Genomic DNA, 16434 nt, shown 5'->3' on the forward strand with positions numbered 1-16434 from the left:
AGGGGCCTCGACGGCCGCGCCCCCGACACCAGACGGGCCTCACCGGCCGCGACCCGGACAGCAGGCGGGCCTCACCGGCCGCGACCCGACACCAGACGAGCCTCACAAGCCGCACCCCGACACCAGGCGGGCCTCACTGGCCCGTGACCACCACCGCCGCCTGCGGCCGGATCGGCAGCCGGTTCACCGGCCGCCCCGTCGCCGCCCGCACCGCGGACGCGATCGCCGCCGGCGACGCGACCACCGGCACCGCGCTGACGGCCTTGGCGCCGAAGGGAGCGACCACGTCCCGCTCCTCCACCAGCTTCACGATCCGGATGTCCGGCGCGTCCAGGGCGGTGGGGAGGGCGTAGCCGGTGAGGTCGGGGTGGCGGATCGTGCCGCGGGGCGTGCGCAGGTTCTCGGTGAGCGCGATGCCCACGCCCTGCGTGACCCCGGCCTCGATCCGGGCGGTCAGCTGCGCCGGGTTGAGTACCCGCCCGACGTCCTGCGCGACGGCCAGCTCCACCACCCGCACCGAGCCCAGCTCCACGTCGACGTCCACGACGGCGCGGATCGCGCAGAACGCGAGCCCGACGAAGGCGTCGCCCTGCCCGGACTCGTCCAGCGGCTCGGTGGGGTGGGGGCGGCACTGGGCGGTCGCCCACAGCTCCTTGCCCTCCATGGCCTCGGCCACGGTGGTCGACAGGACGCCGTCGTACGAGGTGATCTTGCCGTCGGTGATCTGGAGCAGTTCGGTGGACATGCCGAACTTGTGGGCCAGCGGCTGGAGCAGCTGGGTGCGGACCATCTTGGCCGCGCGTTCGACCGCGCCGCCCGACACCCAGGTGTGGCGTCCGCGGCAGCCGGGGCCGGCGGGCGGCTGGTCGGTGTCGACCGGCGCGACGTGCACCTCGTCGACGCCGAGAGTCTCCTGCACGATCTGCCGGGCCAGCGTGGAGAAGCCCTGCCCGGTCTCGACGGCCGCGCACAGCACGGTCGCCACGCCGTCCTGGACCTTCACGGTGGCGGTGGAGACCTCGTCGGCGCCCTCCGCGCCGAGCATGTGCACCATGCCCAGGCCGTAGCCCACGCCCCGGCGCACCGCGGACGGCTCGCCCGCGCCCTCGGGGCCACCGGGCAGCAGCCACTCGTCCTCGGGGGTGTCCATGGGCAGCGCGGGCAGCGGGAAGTCCCGTACGGCCTGGAGGAGTTCGGCGACCGGGGCCGGGCAGGTGACGGTCTGGCCGATGGGCAGCACGTCGCCGGTGGCCAGGACGTTGCGCAGCCGCAGTTCGGCCGGGTCGACGCCGAGCTTCTTGGCGAGCTTGTCCATCTGCGCCTCGTAGGCGGCGCACACCTGCATGGCGCCCTCGCCCCGGACGTGGCCGGAGGGCGGGTTGTTGGTGCGTACGGCCCAGCCCTCGATGAAGGCGTTGGGGACGACGTACGGCCCGCAGGCGAAGGAGACGGCCGCGGCGAGCGCCTCGGAGGAGGTGTCGGCGTAGGCGCCCGCGTCGAGCAGGATCTGCGCCTCGACCTTGACCAGCCTGCCCTCGGCGTCGGCGTGGTGGCGGTAGCGCAGCAGCGTGGGGTGGCGGTGGGCGTGGCCGAGGAAGGACTCCTCGCGCGTGGCCGTGAGTTTCACCGGGCAGCCGGTCTTCAGGGCGAGCAGCCCGAGCGGCAGCTGGAAGCCCTGGTCCTCACGGTCGGCGGTGGCGCCGGGGACGCCGGTGACGACGATCTTCACCTGCTCGGGCGCCAGGCCGTAGCAGGCGGCGAGGGCGTCGCGGTCGGTGTGCGGGTCGGTGGAGGCGGTGTACAGCTCGACCCCGCCGTCCGGGCGGGGCACGGCGAGAGCGGCCTCGGCGCCGATGGGCGCCGGGTCCTGGCGGCCGATGCGGTACAGGCCCTCGACGACGACCTCGCCGGCCGCCTCCGGGTCGCCGTGGCGCAGCGGGATGTGCCGGATCAGGTTGCCGTCGGGGTGCAGCGGCTCCGCCTCGAAGGCGTGCTCGGGGTCGGTGACCGGCTCCAGCACGTCGTACTCGACGATGACGGCGGCGGCGGCCATCCGCGCGGTGTCGGGGTGGTCGGCGGCGACGGCGGCGATGGGCTCGCCGTGGTGCCGTACGACCTCGGAGGCGAACACCGGCCGGTCGGCCGTGCCGCGTCCGTGCACCGGGCTGCCCGGCACGTCCTCGTGCGTGACGACCGCGCGGACGCCGGGCATCTCACGCGCGTGTGTGGTGTCGATGGAGGTGATGCGCGCGTACGGGTGCGGTGAGCGCACCACGGCCGCCCACAGCAGGCCCTCGGCCCACAGGTCGGCCGCGTAGGGGAAGGTGCCCTCGGTCTTGGCGCGCGCGTCCGCCGGGGCGAGCGATGAGCCGAGGCCGTGCGGGATCGGCTCGGCGGCGGGGGCGGCGGCCTCCGCGGTGGTGGTCGCGGTGACGGCTTCGTTGCTCACGCCTGGCCTCCGTCCTGTCCGTGTCCCTGCTCGTGTCCGTACGGCAGGTCGTGCGGCAGGTCGTGCGGGTGCGGGGTGCCCGGGGGCAGGCCCGCCTCGAACGCCGACGGGTTGACGCCGCCGGCGCCCGGGCCCGCCTGGTGGGGGATACGTGCCTCGTCGCCGCCGTGTTCGCCGGCGTCGGCACCGCTGTGCGCCTCGCGCTCGGCGACGACCTCCTGCACGGCGTCCAGCACGCCCCGGTAGCCCGAGCAGCGGCACAGGTTGCCGCACAGCGCCTGCCGGGTCTCCAGCTCGGTCGGCGCCGGGTTGCCCTCCAGCAGGTCGTGCACGGTCATCGCCATGCCGGGCACGCAGAAGCCGCACTGCACGGCGCCGCACCGCGCGAGCGCGCGCTGCACGTCGGAGGGCTGCCCGTCGGCGGCCAGGCCCTCGACCGTGCGCACCTCGCTGCCGGCCGCGGTGGCCGCGGGCACCAGGCAGGAGGCGACCAGCCGGCCGTCCACCTGGACGTTGCACGCCCCGCACTCGCCCTGCGAGCAGCCGTCCTTCGCCCCGGCGAGCCCGAGCCGCTCACGCAGCACGTACAGCAGGGACTCGCCGATCCAGGCGTCCGTCACGGGCCGGTCGGTGCCGTTGACCCGCAGCACGTACGCGGCGAGGGGGTGCTCCTCGGCGGGGGGCGGGGGGAGTTCTGCGGCGTCCGGCGCGGGGTGCGGGCCCTCGGTGTCGGCGCCGTCCGGCGCCGTGTGCGTGTCCCCGGTCCCGGCCGCGGGCCCGGCCGGTACGTCGTCGGCGGCGGGGTCCTGGGCCGCCTCGGGCCCGGCCTCCGCCCCCGCGGCCGTACCGGACGGCGCGGGTGCCTCGGCGACGTCCCCCGCGGGCTCGTCCGCGCCCGCACCCGGCTCGGGCTCCCCAGCGGCCACAGCGGGCGCTTCCGCGGCCACAGCGGGCGCTTCCGCGGCCTCAGCGGGCGCTTCCGCGGCCTCGGCGGGCGCGCCGGACCCGTGGGCGGCCTCAGGCGCTCCAGCGGGCTCAGGAGCGGCTTCCGGGGCCTGCGCGGCCGCCGGAGCCGGGTCGGGGAACGCGTCGGCGTACGGGGGGTGCGTCTGCCGGCCGCCCCAGGTGTGGTCGGGGTCCTGCGGGGTGGCCCAGGGGGCGGGTGCGCCGCCCGGCAGCGTGGCCGGGGGCGTGACCGGGGGCGTGGCGCCCCACTGCTCGGCGAGCGAGGACGTGGTGTACTCGCCCGACTCCTCGGGGAGGTCGCCGTTGGCCACGGGGATGGACCACTGCCCGGTGACCTCGTGCCCGGGCGCGGGCGCGGCCTCCTGGGCCGGGGCGCCCGCGTCCTGGAAGGTCCACTGCCCGGTCGCGCCGGGGTGGTACGTGAACCGGTCGTCGCCCACCGAGCCCGTCTCGGGCGCGGGCCACTGCACGCCCTCGGGGGGCATGCTCCAGGTGCCGGTGGCCGCGGGATCGGTGCCCGCGCCGGCGGCCGGGGCGACCGTTATCTGCGGCGGCACATAGCCGTGGCCGGGCGCGGCGAGCGGGCTGTCGGAGGAGGCCAGCAGCGCGTCGATGCCGCCCTCGGGGAGCTTGACGAAGGCGGTGGCGCCGTCGTCGTAGTCGCCCTGGGGCAGCGGGTCCCAGCGGCCCGGCGCCTGGGGCGTGCCCTCTCCGTGCTGGTCGTCGGTCACGACAGCGCCCTCCCCAGTGCTCGTCGGGCCAGCGCGGCGACGGTGCGCCGCAGGTGCAGTACGGCGGGCGGAAGCGGCTGCACCGAGCCGTCCTCGGCCGGGACCGGGTCGGGGATGCAGGCGGCGGCGACGTACTCGCCGAAGGCGCCCAGCGCCTCGGGGACGATCGCGCGGTCGTTGTCCCAGTCGATGAGCTGGGCGATCCACTGCTCGGCCTCCAGCGGCCTGAGCGGCATCGGCGCTATGGCGCCCACCGCGCAGCGCACGCCCCGCCGGGCGGGGTCGAGGACGAGCGCGACGGAGGCGGCCGCGCGGCCGGGGCCGGTGCGGCCGGTGGCCTTGAGGAAGACCTGGGGGGCGTGCAGCAGCGGCACCCGCACGTAGCCGATGAGTTCGCCGCCGCGCAGCATCTCCATGCCGGCCAGCAGGTGCGAGACCGGGATCTCCCGGCGGGCGCCGCCCGGTCCGGCGACGATCACCGTCGCCTCCAGGGCGGCCAGGACGGGCAGCGCGTCACCGGTCGGGGCGGCGGTGGCGATGTTGCCGCCGAGGGTGCCGGCGTTGCGGATGTGCGGCGGCCCGGCCGCGCGCGCGGCGGCGGCGAGCGCCGGGATGAGGGCGGCGAAGTCGGGGCGGCCCATCCGCGCGTGGGTGAGGCCGGCGCCGAGCAGGGCGTGGCCGTCCTGGTACTGCCAGCCGCGGATCTCGCTGATCCGGCCGAGGCCGACGAGTGCGGTGGGCCTGAGCTGCCCGGAGTTGACGGCGGCCATCAGGTCGGTGCCACCCGCGACGGGCACGGCCGCGGGCATGGCGGTGAGCGCCGCCACGGCTTCGTCCAGCGTCGTGGGCAGGGTGACGGCCTGCGCCGCCTGCGGTGCGTGCGTGGTCAAACCGGCTGCCCCTTCCCGCTGCCCCACCTGGTCCCACCTGTGTCGCCGTACGGTACGTGCTGACTAGGCGGACGTGGCAACTCTGGCACATCATCGCAGGGGCCGAACGCGGGGGTCCGCTAGGAGGCATTCGCCCACCTCATCGAGGAGATGGTCCGTTTTCGCACGGCTTCACCGGTGCGCGCGAATTGGCACTCTTCGGTGACACCCGGCACCTTTTGTCATTATCGGTTCGGCGGCGGCCCCTCCAGCGGTCGCCCCAGGACACCGGGCCGCCGCTGCCACGGCCGGGGCCCGGCAGGCGGCCGGTACGCGACCCCCAGGGCGTCGAGCCGCCGGTAGTGCGCGGCCATACGGCGGTCGAAGGCGGCGAAGTCCCGTTCCGCCGGGGCCGGCAGGGCGCTCCAGGCCACCTCGGCGAAGGCCGCGAGCCGGGGGAAGACCTGGTAGTCCACGCGCCCCTGGTCCTCCATCACCTCGGTCCACGCATTGGCCTGGGTGCCGATCACATGGCGAGCCTCGTCGTCCGTCAACTGCGGGGGGACCGGCTCGAAACGGTAGACGTCCTCCAGCGTGCGGACGTGACCGATGGGCACGGGCTCGTCCTCGCCGCCGTCCTGACGGTGGTCCAGATACACGAACTGCTCAGGACACATGACGACGTCGTGGCCCGCCCGCGCGGCGGCGATCCCGCCCGCGTAACCCCGCCAGGAGGACACCGCGGCCCCCTTCGCGAGCCCGCCCTCCAGGATCTCGTCCCAGCCGATGAGGCGGCGCCCGCGCGCGGACAGCCAGGTGTCGAAGTGGCCGACGAACCACGCCTGGAGCTCGTCCTCGCCGGCGAGTCCGAGTTCCCTGATCCGGGCCTGCGCGAACGCCGAGCGCCGCCACTGGTCCTTGGGGCACTCGTCCCCGCCGATGTGCACGAACTCGCCCGGGAACAGCTCCAGGAGTTCCTCCAGGACGTCCTCGTAGAAGCGCAGGGTGTTGTCGGTGGGGGCCAGTACGTTGGGAGAGATTCCCCAGTTGTCCCAGACGGTCAGGGAGGTCGTGTCGATGACGTCGGTGTTGCCCAGTTCCGGATACGCGGCGATGGCCGCCTGCGAGTGTCCCGGTACGTCGATCTCCGGGACGACCGCGATATGCCGCTCGGCGGCGTAGGCGACGATCTCGCGGATGTCGTCCTGGGTGTAGTGGCCCCCGTGCGGCTTCTCCTCCCACAGCGGTGAGGCGCGGTGCCCGAATTTCGTGCGGGCCCGCCAGGAGCCGACCTCGGTCAGCCGCGGGTACTTCTTGATCTCGATCCGCCAGCCCTGGTCGTCCGTCAGGTGCAGGTGCAGCACGTTGAGTTTGTGGGCGGCCATCAGATCGAGGTGGCGCAGGACCGCGTCCTTGGGCATGAAGTGCCGGGCGACGTCGAGCATGAGGCCGCGCCAGCGGAAGCGGGGCGCGTCCTCAATCACCACCATCGGCAGGTCCCACTCCCGCCGGTGCGGATCGACCGGCGCCCGCCGGAAGGCGTCGGGGCCGAGCAGTTGACGGAGGGTCTGCACCCCCCAGAAGACTCCGGCCGCGCTCCCGCCCTCGACACGGACCGCGTACCCGTCGACGACGACGCGATACCCCTCCGGCTCCAGGTCCGGGTCCATCCGCAGCACGATGCCGTTGTCGCCGCGGCCCTCGGCGAACGGCAGCCCGGTGGCGGCGCCCAGCATGTCGCGCAGCCTGCGCGCCACCCGCTCGGTGCCGGGCTCCGCGTGCAGCACGGTCTCCTCGTCCAGCGGGAACGCCCCCCGCCCGGGCGGCACCCACCAGCCCTTGCGGGGAGCCGGGATCAGGTCCTCGAAAGCCATGGTCAGTCCTTTACCGCCCCGCCGCCCCGCCGGCCCGGAGACCGGACGCCGTTGCACGAGTGGATCGTCCGGCCGACCGCGTTGCAACGTACGCAATTGGCGTTCTGTTCTGCACAACGCCTCAGAGGCTAAGGACTGCGGGGAGCCCTCCACAAGAGGTCTGAACCAGTTGACGTCCCCGGGCGCACACGAAGACCCCCGGTACCGCGCCGCGACGCGCCCCGGGGGCCTTCGGAGAGCCGGGCGGGCCGGCCTACTTCTTGTCGCCGCCCTTGCCCTTGTCGTCCCCGCCCGAGCCCATGGAGTCGTAGATCTCCTTGCACATGGGGCACACGGGGTACTTCTTCGGGTCACGGCCAGGCACCCAGACCTTGCCGCAGAGCGCCACGACGGGAGTCCCGTCGAGGGCGCTCGCCATGATCTTGTCCTTCTGGACGTAGTGGGCGTAGCGCTCGTGGTCGCCGTCGCCGTGGGAAGTCTGCGGCGTGGGCTCGACGAGGGTCCCCGTACCAGTCCCGCGCTCGGGCTCGAGAGTGCTCATACGCCCCAGGGTACTGAAGCTCACAGGCATCAGTTGAGCGAAGGGTCGTCGGGGTACGTGGCCACCATCGCCAGCTCGTTGCGCTGGCGGCGCAGCACTTCGCGCCAGAGCCGTTCGGGCTCCGGGGAGGAGACGTCGCCCGGCTCGGACTCGACGACGTACCAGGCGCCGTCGACCAGTTCGTCCTCCAGCTGGCCGGGGCCCCAGCCGGCGTACCCGGCGAAGATGCGCAGGGAGCCGAGGGCGGAGGCGAGCAGCTCGGGCGGGGCCTCCAGGTCGACCAGGCCGATCGCGCCGTGCACCCGGCGCCAGCCGAGGGGGGCGCCGTCCGCGTGGGCGCCTCCGGGGATCACCGCGACGCCGAGAGCCGAGTCCAGGGAGACGGGGCCGCCCTGGAAGACGACGCCGGGCTCACCGGCCAGATCGGCCCAGGCCTCCAGGATGTCGCCCACGCCCACCGGGGTGGGGCGGTTGAGGACGACACCGAGGGAGCCCTCCTCGTCGTGGTCGAGAAGGAGCACCACCGCGCGGTCGAAGTTCGGGTCCGCCAGGGCGGGCGTGGCCACGAGCAGCCGCCCTGTGAGCGAGGACACCTCGGTCATGCCAGACATGATCCCGCATCTTGCCCCGGCGTGGGGAGAGCGTCGCGCACTCGGGGTCCGGTGCAGCTCAGGGCGCAGGGGCGCGGGGACGGCGCACGGTGACCGCATGTGCCCGGGGAGAAACGGTTCGTGTTGTGACAGACCTATGACGGAAGGAGGGCCTCCTCGGGCTTACGGACCGACCGTCCATGGCGATTACTCTGTCTCTCTCTGGCCCCCTGCCCCACTCCACGGAACGCGAGATTCATGACCGTCAACGGCGCTGATGACGTACTGCTTGTCCACGGCGGAACCCCGCTCGAGGGCGAGATCCGTGTCCGCGGTGCGAAGAACCTCGTACCGAAGGCCATGGTCGCCGCACTGCTGGGCAGCGCGCCGAGCCGGCTGCGCAATGTTCCGGACATCCGCGACGTGCGGGTCGTACGCGGTCTGCTGCAGCTGCACGGCGTGACGGTCCGCCCGGGTGACGAGCCGGGCGAGCTGGTGCTCGACCCGTCGCACGTCGAGAGCGCGAACGTCGCTGACATCGATGCCCACGCCGGTTCGTCGCGCATCCCGATCCTCTTCTGCGGCCCCCTGCTGCACCGTCTCGGCCACGCCTTCATCCCCGGCCTCGGCGGCTGCGACATCGGCGGCCGGCCCATCGACTTCCACTTCGAGGTGCTGCGGCAGTTCGGTGCGACGATCGAGAAGCGCGCCGACGGCCAGTACCTGGAGGCCCCGCAGCGGCTGCGCGGCACCAAGATCCGGCTGCCGTACCCGTCGGTCGGCGCGACCGAGCAGGTGCTGCTGACGGCCGTGCTGGCCGAGGGCGTCACGGAACTCTCGAACGCGGCCGTCGAGCCGGAGATCGAGGACCTGATCTGCGTCCTGCAGAAGATGGGCGCCATCATCGCGATGGACACCGACCGCACGATCCGCATCACCGGTGTGGACAGGCTCGGCGGCTACACCCACCGCGCCCTCCCGGACCGCCTGGAGGCCGCCTCCTGGGCGTCCGCGGCGCTGGCGACCGAGGGGAACATCTACGTCCGCGGCGCCCAGCAGCGCTCGATGATGACGTTCCTGAACACCTACCGGAAGGTGGGCGGCGCCTTCGAGATCGACGACGAGGGCATCCGCTTCTGGCACCCCGGCGGCCGGCTGAAGTCCATCGCCCTGGAGACGGACGTCCACCCGGGCTTCCAGACGGACTGGCAGCAGCCGCTCGTGGTGGCGCTGACCCAGGCGACCGGGCTGTCGATCATCCACGAGACGGTCTACGAGTCCCGCCTCGGCTTCACCTCCGCGCTCAACCAGATGGGCGCCCACATCCAGCTCTACCGCGAGTGCCTCGGCGGTTCCGACTGCCGCTTCGGCCAGCGCAACTTCCTGCACTCCGCGGTCGTCTCCGGCCCCACCAAGCTGCAGGGCGCCGACCTGGTCATCCCGGACCTGCGCGGCGGCTTCTCGTACCTGATCGCCGCCCTCGCGGCGCAGGGCACGTCCCGTGTGCACGGCATCGACCTGATCAACCGTGGCTACGAGAACTTCATGGAGAAGCTGATGGAGCTCGGCGCGAAGGTCGAGCTGCCGGGCAAGACCCTCTGACCCGCACGCGAAGACGCCGATGGGGCGGCCACCCGGAGTCCGGGTGGCCGCCCCATCGGCGTTGTTCTGTTCACTGCAGCGCCCCAGGGGGCGCGGGGAACTGCGCGGCCAGCCACGGCGGACCGGCAGTCGCCCACGGCGCCGAACCAGAGCGGCGCTGAAACGGAGGGTTACTTACCCTTGGCCGCTTCCTTGAGCTTCGAGCCCGCGGACACCTTCACGCTGTAGCCGGCCGGGATCTGGATCGGCTCACCGGTCTGCGGGTTGCGGGCGGTACGAGCGGCACGGTGGGTGCGCTCGAAGGTGAGGAAGCCAGGGATGGTGACCTTCTCGTCGCCCTTGGCGACGACATCGCCGACAACCTCGGCGAACGCGGCCAGCACGGCGTCGGCGTCCTTGCGGGTCACCTCGGCGCGCTCGGCCAGCGCGGCCACCAGCTCACTGCGGTTCATGTTGTTACTCCCGTGTTCTTCTTGCCGTTGGGGCGCCCCACGCGACGGAGCCGCATAGTAGGCGCTGCGAATGCCGATGCGCTCGCGCCCAGGGACGCATCCTGCCTCTACCTGCGGCGGGAAAGCCAATCCGGCACCCGCAGGAGTCGTGAGAACACCCTTGGGAGTCACACGAGTCACACGAAAAGCAGGCCCGGCCTGGCCGACACCCTAGAGGGAGATCGGCCGGGCCCGGTTCCACGACGCGCCGGGGGGCGCCCGTGGCGAGGTTCACAGCGGGTTCAGTGGCACGTCAGGCGTGCTGGGCCTCGCCCGCCGCCTTCGCGGCCTCCCGCACGGCGCCGGCGACGGCGCCCGCGACCTTGTCGTTGAAGACGGACGGGATGATGTAGTTCGGGTTCAGCTCGTCCTCGGTCACCACGTCGGCGAGCGCCTTGGCGGCGGCCAGCATCATGTCGGTGTTGACCGTGCGGGACTGGGCGTCCAGCAGACCGCGGAAGACACCCGGGAAGACCAGCACGTTGTTGATCTGGTTCGGGAAGTCGGAGCGGCCGGTGGCCACGACGGCGGCGGTCTGGCGGGCGATCGCCGGGTCGACCTCGGGGTCGGGGTTCGCGAGCGCGAACACGATCGCGCCGTTCGCCATGGCGGCGACGTCCTCGCCGTCGAGGACGTTCGGGGCGGAGACGCCGATGAAGACGTCCGCGCCGCGCACGGCCTCCTTGAGGGTGCCGGTGAGGCCCTCGTGGTTGGTGTTGTCGGCGATCCAGCGCAGCGGCGAGTCGGCCGGGGCGTCCACCAGGTCGGCGCGGCCCGCGTGCACGACGCCGTGGATGTCGGCGACGACGGCGTTCTTGACGCCGGCGGCGAGCAGCAGCTTGAGGATGGCCGTACCGGCGGCGCCGGCGCCGGACATGACGACCCGGATGTTCTCGATGGCCTTGCCGGTCACGCGCAGGGCGTTGGTCAGCGAGGCGAGCACGACGATGGCGGTGCCGTGCTGGTCGTCGTGGAAGACGGGGATGTCCAGGGCCTCGCGCAGCCGGGCCTCGATCTCGAAGCAGCGGGGCGCGGAGATGTCCTCCAGGTTGATGCCCGCGAAGCCGGGGGCGATGGCCTTGACGATCTCGACGATCGCGTCGGTGTCCTGGGTGTCGAGGCAGATCGGCCAGGCGTCGATGCCGGCGAACCGCTTGAACAGGGCCGCCTTGCCCTCCATGACGGGCAGCGCGGCCTTGGGGCCGATGTTGCCGAGGCCCAGCACGGCGGAGCCGTCCGTCACGACCGCAACGGAGTTGCGCTTGATGGTGAGGCGGCGGGCGTCCTCGGGGTTCTCGGCGATGGCCATGCAGACGCGGGCCACACCCGGCGTGTAGACCATGGACAGGTCGTCACGGTTGCGGATGGGGTGCTTGGATGCCATCTCGATCTTGCCGCCGAGGTGCATCAGGAACGTACGGTCGGAGACCTTGCCGAGCGTGACGCCCTCGATGGTGCGGAGTTTGGCCACGATCTCGTCGGCGTGCGCGGTCGAGCTGGCCGCGATCGTGACGTCGATCCGGAGCTTCTCGTGGCCGGAGGCGGTGACGTCGAGGCCGGTCACCGAGCCTCCGGAGGACTCCACGGCGGTGGTGAGCTGCGATACGGCGGTTCCGCTCGCGGGCACCTCCAGCCGGATCGTCATCGAGTAGGAGACGCTGGGCGCCGTTGCCATGGCCGACTTCCTCTGCTTTCACCGTGTCGCGAAGTTGTGCCGTCCGATCGTCGCACCTACCCCCGAGTAGGGAGTAGTCGCCCCGGATTGCGGACGTTTTGTTCACAGGACGGGGAGCGACTTCGGAAAACATCTTCCACGATACGAGAATCGATCAGCCAGCCCTGCGACGACAAAGAGGCCCACGTCACATTCGACGTGGGCCTCTTCGTACGTTCATGACACCGACCCGCCATGCTCGCCTCGCGGCAAGTGGTCCCTCTGAGGGACGAAGGTTGGGCCCGGGGGCTTGGATCGAGCCGGTGTCACGACAAGGCTAACAAACGGATGCCGCGAGACCATTCCCGAGCGCGGAGGTCGGTGCGGGTTCTCGGAAGTCAGTCCCGCAGCAGATCCGGCACACCGGCCGCGTCCGGCTCGTCCCGCTCCCCCGATACGACGGTGAGCTGCTGGGTCGCCCTGGTCAGCGCCACGTACAGCACCCGCAGGCCGGCCGGGGACTCGTCGGCGATCTCCGCGGGCGAGACCACGACCGTCGCGTCGTACTCCAGGCCCTTGGCCTCCAGGCTGCCGAGCGCCACGACCCGGTCGCCCAGCCCGTCGAGCCAGCGCCGCGCCTCCTCGCGCCGGTTCATCGCGACGACCACGCCGACGGTGCCGTCGACCCGTTCCAGCAGCCGCTCGGCCTCCGCGCGGACGGTCTCGCGCAGGGAGTCCCGTACGACCGCGAAACGGGGGACGACGCCGGTGGAGCGGACCGCGGACGGGGACTCGGCGCCCGGCATGGCCAGCGCCAGCACCTTGGCGGCCAGCTCGGCGATCTCGGCCGGGTTGCGGTAGTTCACGGTCAGCTCGAAGCGGCGGCGCGGGCGGGTGCCCAGGGCCTCGTCGCGGGCCTCGGCGGCCTCGTCGGGCTCGGACCAGGAGGACTGGGCCGGGTCGCCGACGACCGTCCAGGTGGCGTGCCGGCCCCGGCGGCCGACCATGCGCCACTGCATCGGGGTGAGGTCCTGGGCCTCGTCCACGATGACGTGCGCGTACTCGGTGCGCTCCTGCGCCAGCCGCTCGGCGCGCTCGCGCTGCGACTCCTCGCGCACCGGCATCAGCTCCTCCAGGCCGGTGAGCTGGTCCAGCGGGTCCAGTTCACGCTTCCTGCGCGGGCGGAACGGGACGCCGAGGATCGCCTGGAGCTCGTCGAGCATGGCGATGTCGTGCACGGTGAGGCCGTCGCGCCTGAGGGATCGGGCGACCTTGCGGACCTCGCCCGGGTTGAGGACGCGGCGGGCCCAGCGGCCGAGGCGCCGCTCGTCGGCCATCGCGGCGAGGACGGCTCTCGGGGTCAGCTCGGGCCACCAGGCGTCGAGGAAGCCCGTGAAGGAGTCCTCGCTCGTGACGTCCTCGTCGAAGGAGGAGCGCAGCTCGGCCGCCAGCTCCGGGTCGCTGTGCCGGGCGGCGCCGCCGGACTGCTCCCACAGGGCGTCCAGGAGGAGCTTGCGGGCGCGCGGGCGCAGCAGGTTGACGGGGGCCGTGCCGCCGAGGGCGTTGCGCCGGATGCGGTCCAGCTCGGCGGCCTCCAGCTCCAGCCGACGGCCGAAGGCGACGACCCTCAGCCGCTCCGGCGAATCGTTCAGCTCCAGCGCTCCGCGCGCGGCCTTGCGCAGCACCTTCAGCATCCGGTACGAGCCCTTGGCGCGGGCCGTGGCCGGGGAGTCGTACAGCGTGGCCTCGGCCCCGTCGACGAGCGAGCCGATCGCCCGGATGGCGACCTGGCCCTCCTCGCCCAGGGAGGGCAGCACGCCCTCGGTGTAGGCGACGAGCAGCGGGGTCGGGGAGACGATGAGGATGCCGCCCGCGTACCGCCGCCGGTCCTGGTACAGCAGGTAGGCGGCGCGGTGCAGCGCCACGGCGGTCTTGCCCGTGCCCGGCCCGCCCTCGACGTACGTCACGGACGCGGCGGGCGCCCGGATGACCAGGTCCTGCTCGGCCTGGATGGAGGCGACGATGTCCCGCATGGTGTGGCTGCGGGCCTGCCCCAGCGCGGCCATCAGGGCGCCGTCGCCGATCACGGGCAGCTGCTCCCCGTCGAGGAACGCCTTCAGCTCGGGCCGCATCAGGTCGTCCTCGACACCGAGGACACGGCGTCCCTTGGAGCGGATGACGCGCCGCCGTACGACCCGTCCCGGATCCACCGGCGTCGACCGGTAGAAGGGAGCGGCCGCCGGGGCCCGCCAGTCGATCACCAGCGGGGCGTAGTCCTCGTCGAGGACGCCGATCCGGCCGATGTGCAGCGTCTCGGCGATGTCGGCGGTGTTGTCGGGCCGCACCGCGCCTTCGGCCGGCTCCACGGCGGTGTACGCCCCGTCGGGCCCCTTCTTCCCGTCCTTGCCGGGCAGCAGGTCGATCCGCCCGAAGAGGAAGTCCTCGAACTCGTTGTTGAGCCGGTTGAGGTGGACACCCGCCCGGAAGACCTGCGCGTCCCGCTCCGCGAGCGCGCCGGGCGTGCCGACCTGGCCGCGCTTGGCCGCGTCGTGCATGAGGAACTCCGCCTCGTGGATCTTCTCCTCCAGGCGTCGGTACACCCGGTCCAGGTGTTCCTGTTCCACGCTGATCTCACGGTCACGGACCGAGTCCGAGGCCGCGCCGACCGCGGTTTCCTGTTGAGCCTGAGCGGCCACCGGGCCCCCTTCTGACGTGCTGGGCAGCCGTCAACCGTACGCGAAGGGAGCCGGTGAGGCTACGGCGGCCGGGGCCTGTCTCGCGGAGGGACCCGCCCGGCGGGCGACCTGTGACTCCGTCGGGGCTCCGAGACCCCTCTCCCGGCCGAGCGCGGCCGTCCCGGCGGGGGCGGTTCGGTGTGCCCGGGCAGGCCGCGGGGCCGACCCGGGCCTGGCTCTGCCGGCACCCGCACGGGCCGCGGCCCAGCGGGCGGGGCGCGGCTCGGAACGGGCCCCGCGGGGAGGGCCCGGAAGGGGTCGGCTGCGCCCCCTGGGCAGGACACGGGCCGACCAGGGCATGGCGAGTCACCGGCCCCCGCAACGTGCCCCGCTCAGGGGTCGGCCCGCGCGGACACCACTCTCGCCCGCGCCCCTGGAGGGGACGGGGGCCGGTACGGGCGCGGCCCGGCGTCCCGCGCCCCGGGGAGGGGTGGGACCCGGCACCGTGGAAGAGGCCGGCGACAGCCCTACGCGTCGACCTCCACGAGCCGCTTGCCGTCGAAGGTCATGACCTCGAAGTGGTCGATCTCGTTCGGTTCGAAGGCCGCGCCGCCGTGCACGTACAACGGCTGACGGGCCTGTTCGGCGGCGGAGTCCGGGATGCCGTAGCCCCAGTTCGGGACGGACCAGGAGGTCACCGTCTCGCGCTCGCCGTTCTTCCCGACCGCGATCAGGGCGCACTTCTGCGGCCCCTTGACGTTCTTCAGCTCCAGCACCGCGTGCGTGCCCCAGGCCTTCTTCTCCAGGGCGACCGTGGCGCTGACCTGGGTCGCCGGGTCGGTGGCCCGGATCTTGTCGTGCATGACGTCGAACGCCTCCTTGGCGGGGCTCGACGGATGCGCCTCGACCTTGGTGCCGGTGTCACCGCCGGACGCCGCCACGGCGACGAGCGGCCCGCCGATGATCAGCGCGGCCGCCGCGGCGACGAGGTAGAACCCACGCCTTCGCTTACGGGCCCGCCGCTCGGCGACCTCGTCCACCAGCCTCTCCACCAGCCGGGGACTCGGGCGCGCGGACAGCGACTCCCCGACGGCGGGCGTCCCCGTGCCCGGCAGGTCGGCGAGCGCGGCGAGCATCGGCTCCATCCCGGCCAGCTCGTCGAGCTGCTGCGCGCACCACTCGCAGGTCGCGAGGTGGGCCTCGAAAGCGGTTGCTTCGGTGTCGTCGAGGATCCCGAGGGCGTAGGCGCCGACGGTCTCGTGCTCGTTCGGGCCCTGTGATCCCTGCATGGGTCCAGGTTGTCCAGTTCCGCCCGGGCCGAATCCCCCGTAGCTGCCCCCGTAGTTGCTCATCACGCCGTCACCCCCCGCTCCTCCAGTGCCAGCTTCATCGAACGCAGGGCGTAGAACACCCGGGACCGGACCGTGCCACTGGGTATCCCCAAGGTCTGCGCCGCCTCATTGACGGTACGCCCTTTGAAGTACGTCTCGACGAGCACTTCCCGGTGCGCGGGCGTCAGATCGTCGAGAGCATCGGACAACGTCATCAACCACAGCGCCTTGTCGATCTCGTCCTCCGCGGGGATGACCTCCAGCGGCGACGGATCGACCTCCTGCGGCCGGGCCTGCCGGCTGCGGTGGCCGTCGATGACGATGCGGCGCGCGACCGTCACCAGCCAGGGGCGTACCGAACCGGTCGCCCGATTGAGCTGACCGGCGTTCTTCCAGGCACGGATGAGCGTCTCCTGCACGACGTCCTCGGCGCGCTGCCGGTCTCCCGCGACCAGCCGCAGCACATACGCGAGGAGCGGTCCGGCGTGCTCCTGATACAGCGCGCGCATCAGCTCCTCGTCGGGCTCCGAGGGCTGGGACATGCGATGTCGGGCCCTCGTTCCACGTTCCTTGGCCACGGCCGCATCCTTGCGCACGCCCACCTCCGGTGTCCGGGGGTTCCCCCAGTCGGTCGCTCGGCAACGGGTACGGACGGGGGGCG

The 16434-nt window shown here is 73.0% G+C and carries 12 protein-coding genes; 1 reads left to right on the forward strand and 11 read right to left on the reverse strand.

Translation table 11 applies throughout. The annotated features are described in order from the left end of the window. Positions 1-133: 133 nt before the first annotated feature. The 6 genes from ACIGXJ_RS06105 to ACIGXJ_RS06130 all read right to left on the reverse strand — a co-directional run bounded on the left by ACIGXJ_RS06105 (position 134) and on the right by ACIGXJ_RS06130 (position 8032). Positions 134-2449, reverse strand: coding sequence for a xanthine dehydrogenase family protein molybdopterin-binding subunit (locus tag ACIGXJ_RS06105; RefSeq protein WP_399642020.1), 2316 nt, complete (start codon positions 2447-2449; stop codon positions 134-136). Next, the gene (locus tag ACIGXJ_RS06110; protein WP_399642022.1) at positions 2446-4146 is read right to left on the reverse strand and encodes a 2Fe-2S iron-sulfur cluster-binding protein; all 1701 of its coding nucleotides are present in this window, start codon (positions 4144-4146) and stop codon (positions 2446-2448) included. Before ACIGXJ_RS06110 ends, ACIGXJ_RS06105 begins: the two co-directional genes overlap by 4 nt. After that, entirely contained in the window at positions 4143-5036 is an 894-nt protein-coding gene (locus tag ACIGXJ_RS06115; RefSeq protein ID WP_399642024.1) for an FAD binding domain-containing protein, read from the reverse strand. Before ACIGXJ_RS06115 ends, ACIGXJ_RS06110 begins: the two co-directional genes overlap by 4 nt. Before the next feature lie 224 nt (positions 5037-5260). After that, complete coding sequence (locus ACIGXJ_RS06120) at positions 5261-6889, reverse strand: beta-N-acetylhexosaminidase (protein ID WP_399642026.1); 1629 nt, start codon at positions 6887-6889, stop codon at positions 5261-5263. 253 nt (positions 6890-7142) lie between these two features. Further along, positions 7143-7430, reverse strand: coding sequence for a DUF3039 domain-containing protein (locus tag ACIGXJ_RS06125; RefSeq protein ID WP_356690570.1), 288 nt, complete (start codon positions 7428-7430; stop codon positions 7143-7145). A gap of 29 nt (positions 7431-7459) precedes the next feature. Continuing rightward, positions 7460-8032, reverse strand: coding sequence for a YqgE/AlgH family protein (locus ACIGXJ_RS06130; protein ID WP_399642028.1), 573 nt, complete (start codon positions 8030-8032; stop codon positions 7460-7462). Positions 8033-8278: 246 nt separating this feature from the next. On the opposite strand from ACIGXJ_RS06130, the gene murA reads away from it, so the two are divergent. Beyond that, positions 8279-9622 carry a UDP-N-acetylglucosamine 1-carboxyvinyltransferase gene (murA, locus tag ACIGXJ_RS06135; protein ID WP_399642030.1) on the forward strand — a complete coding sequence of 448 codons (1344 nt, stop codon included), beginning with the start codon at positions 8279-8281 and terminating at the stop codon, positions 9620-9622. Positions 9623-9792: 170 nt separating this feature from the next. On the opposite strand, the gene ACIGXJ_RS06140 is transcribed toward murA, so the two are convergent. The 5 genes from ACIGXJ_RS06140 to ACIGXJ_RS06160 all read right to left on the reverse strand — a co-directional run bounded on the left by ACIGXJ_RS06140 (position 9793) and on the right by ACIGXJ_RS06160 (position 16375). Then, positions 9793-10074, reverse strand: a complete 282-nt coding sequence (locus ACIGXJ_RS06140) for an HU family DNA-binding protein (protein ID WP_360212855.1) — start codon at positions 10072-10074, stop codon at positions 9793-9795. 292 nt (positions 10075-10366) lie between these two features. Beyond that, on the reverse strand, positions 10367-11788 hold the full coding sequence (locus tag ACIGXJ_RS06145; RefSeq protein WP_399642033.1) for an NAD-dependent malic enzyme: 1422 nt from the start codon (positions 11786-11788) through the stop codon (positions 10367-10369). Positions 11789-12165: 377 nt separating this feature from the next. Then, positions 12166-14463, reverse strand: coding sequence for a HelD family protein (locus ACIGXJ_RS06150; RefSeq protein WP_399642035.1), 2298 nt, complete (start codon positions 14461-14463; stop codon positions 12166-12168). Between the two features lie 506 nt (positions 14464-14969). After that, the gene (locus tag ACIGXJ_RS06155) at positions 14970-15794 is read right to left on the reverse strand and encodes an anti-sigma factor family protein (RefSeq protein ID WP_399642037.1); all 825 of its coding nucleotides are present in this window, start codon (positions 15792-15794) and stop codon (positions 14970-14972) included. Further along, the gene (locus ACIGXJ_RS06160) at positions 15794-16375 is read right to left on the reverse strand and encodes a sigma-70 family RNA polymerase sigma factor (RefSeq protein WP_399642039.1); all 582 of its coding nucleotides are present in this window, start codon (positions 16373-16375) and stop codon (positions 15794-15796) included. The genes ACIGXJ_RS06155 and ACIGXJ_RS06160 overlap by 1 nt, the downstream gene beginning before the upstream one ends. Positions 16376-16434 lie beyond the last annotated feature (59 nt).

The organism is Streptomyces sp. NPDC053367, from assembly GCF_044545925.1.
GTDB lineage: Bacteria > Actinomycetota > Actinomycetes > Streptomycetales > Streptomycetaceae > Streptomyces.

Bases quoted from the DNA above. Each gene is read 5' to 3' on its own strand.
- ACIGXJ_RS06130 (WP_399642028.1), bottom strand. From the start codon at position 8,032: ATGACCGAGGTGTCCTCGCTCACAGGGCGGCTGCTCGTGGCCACGCCC.
- ACIGXJ_RS06155 (WP_399642037.1), bottom strand. From the start codon at position 15,794: ATGAGCAACTACGGGGGCAGCTACGGGGGATTCGGCCCGGGCGGAACT.
- ACIGXJ_RS06140 (WP_360212855.1), bottom strand. From the start codon at position 10,074: ATGAACCGCAGTGAGCTGGTGGCCGCGCTGGCCGAGCGCGCCGAGGTG.
- murA (WP_399642030.1), top strand. From the start codon at position 8,279: ATGACCGTCAACGGCGCTGATGACGTACTGCTTGTCCACGGCGGAACC.
- ACIGXJ_RS06120 (WP_399642026.1), bottom strand. From the start codon at position 6,889: ATGGCTTTCGAGGACCTGATCCCGGCTCCCCGCAAGGGCTGGTGGGTG.
- ACIGXJ_RS06145 (WP_399642033.1), bottom strand. From the start codon at position 11,788: ATGGCAACGGCGCCCAGCGTCTCCTACTCGATGACGATCCGGCTGGAG.
- ACIGXJ_RS06125 (WP_356690570.1), bottom strand. From the start codon at position 7,430: ATGAGCACTCTCGAGCCCGAGCGCGGGACTGGTACGGGGACCCTCGTC.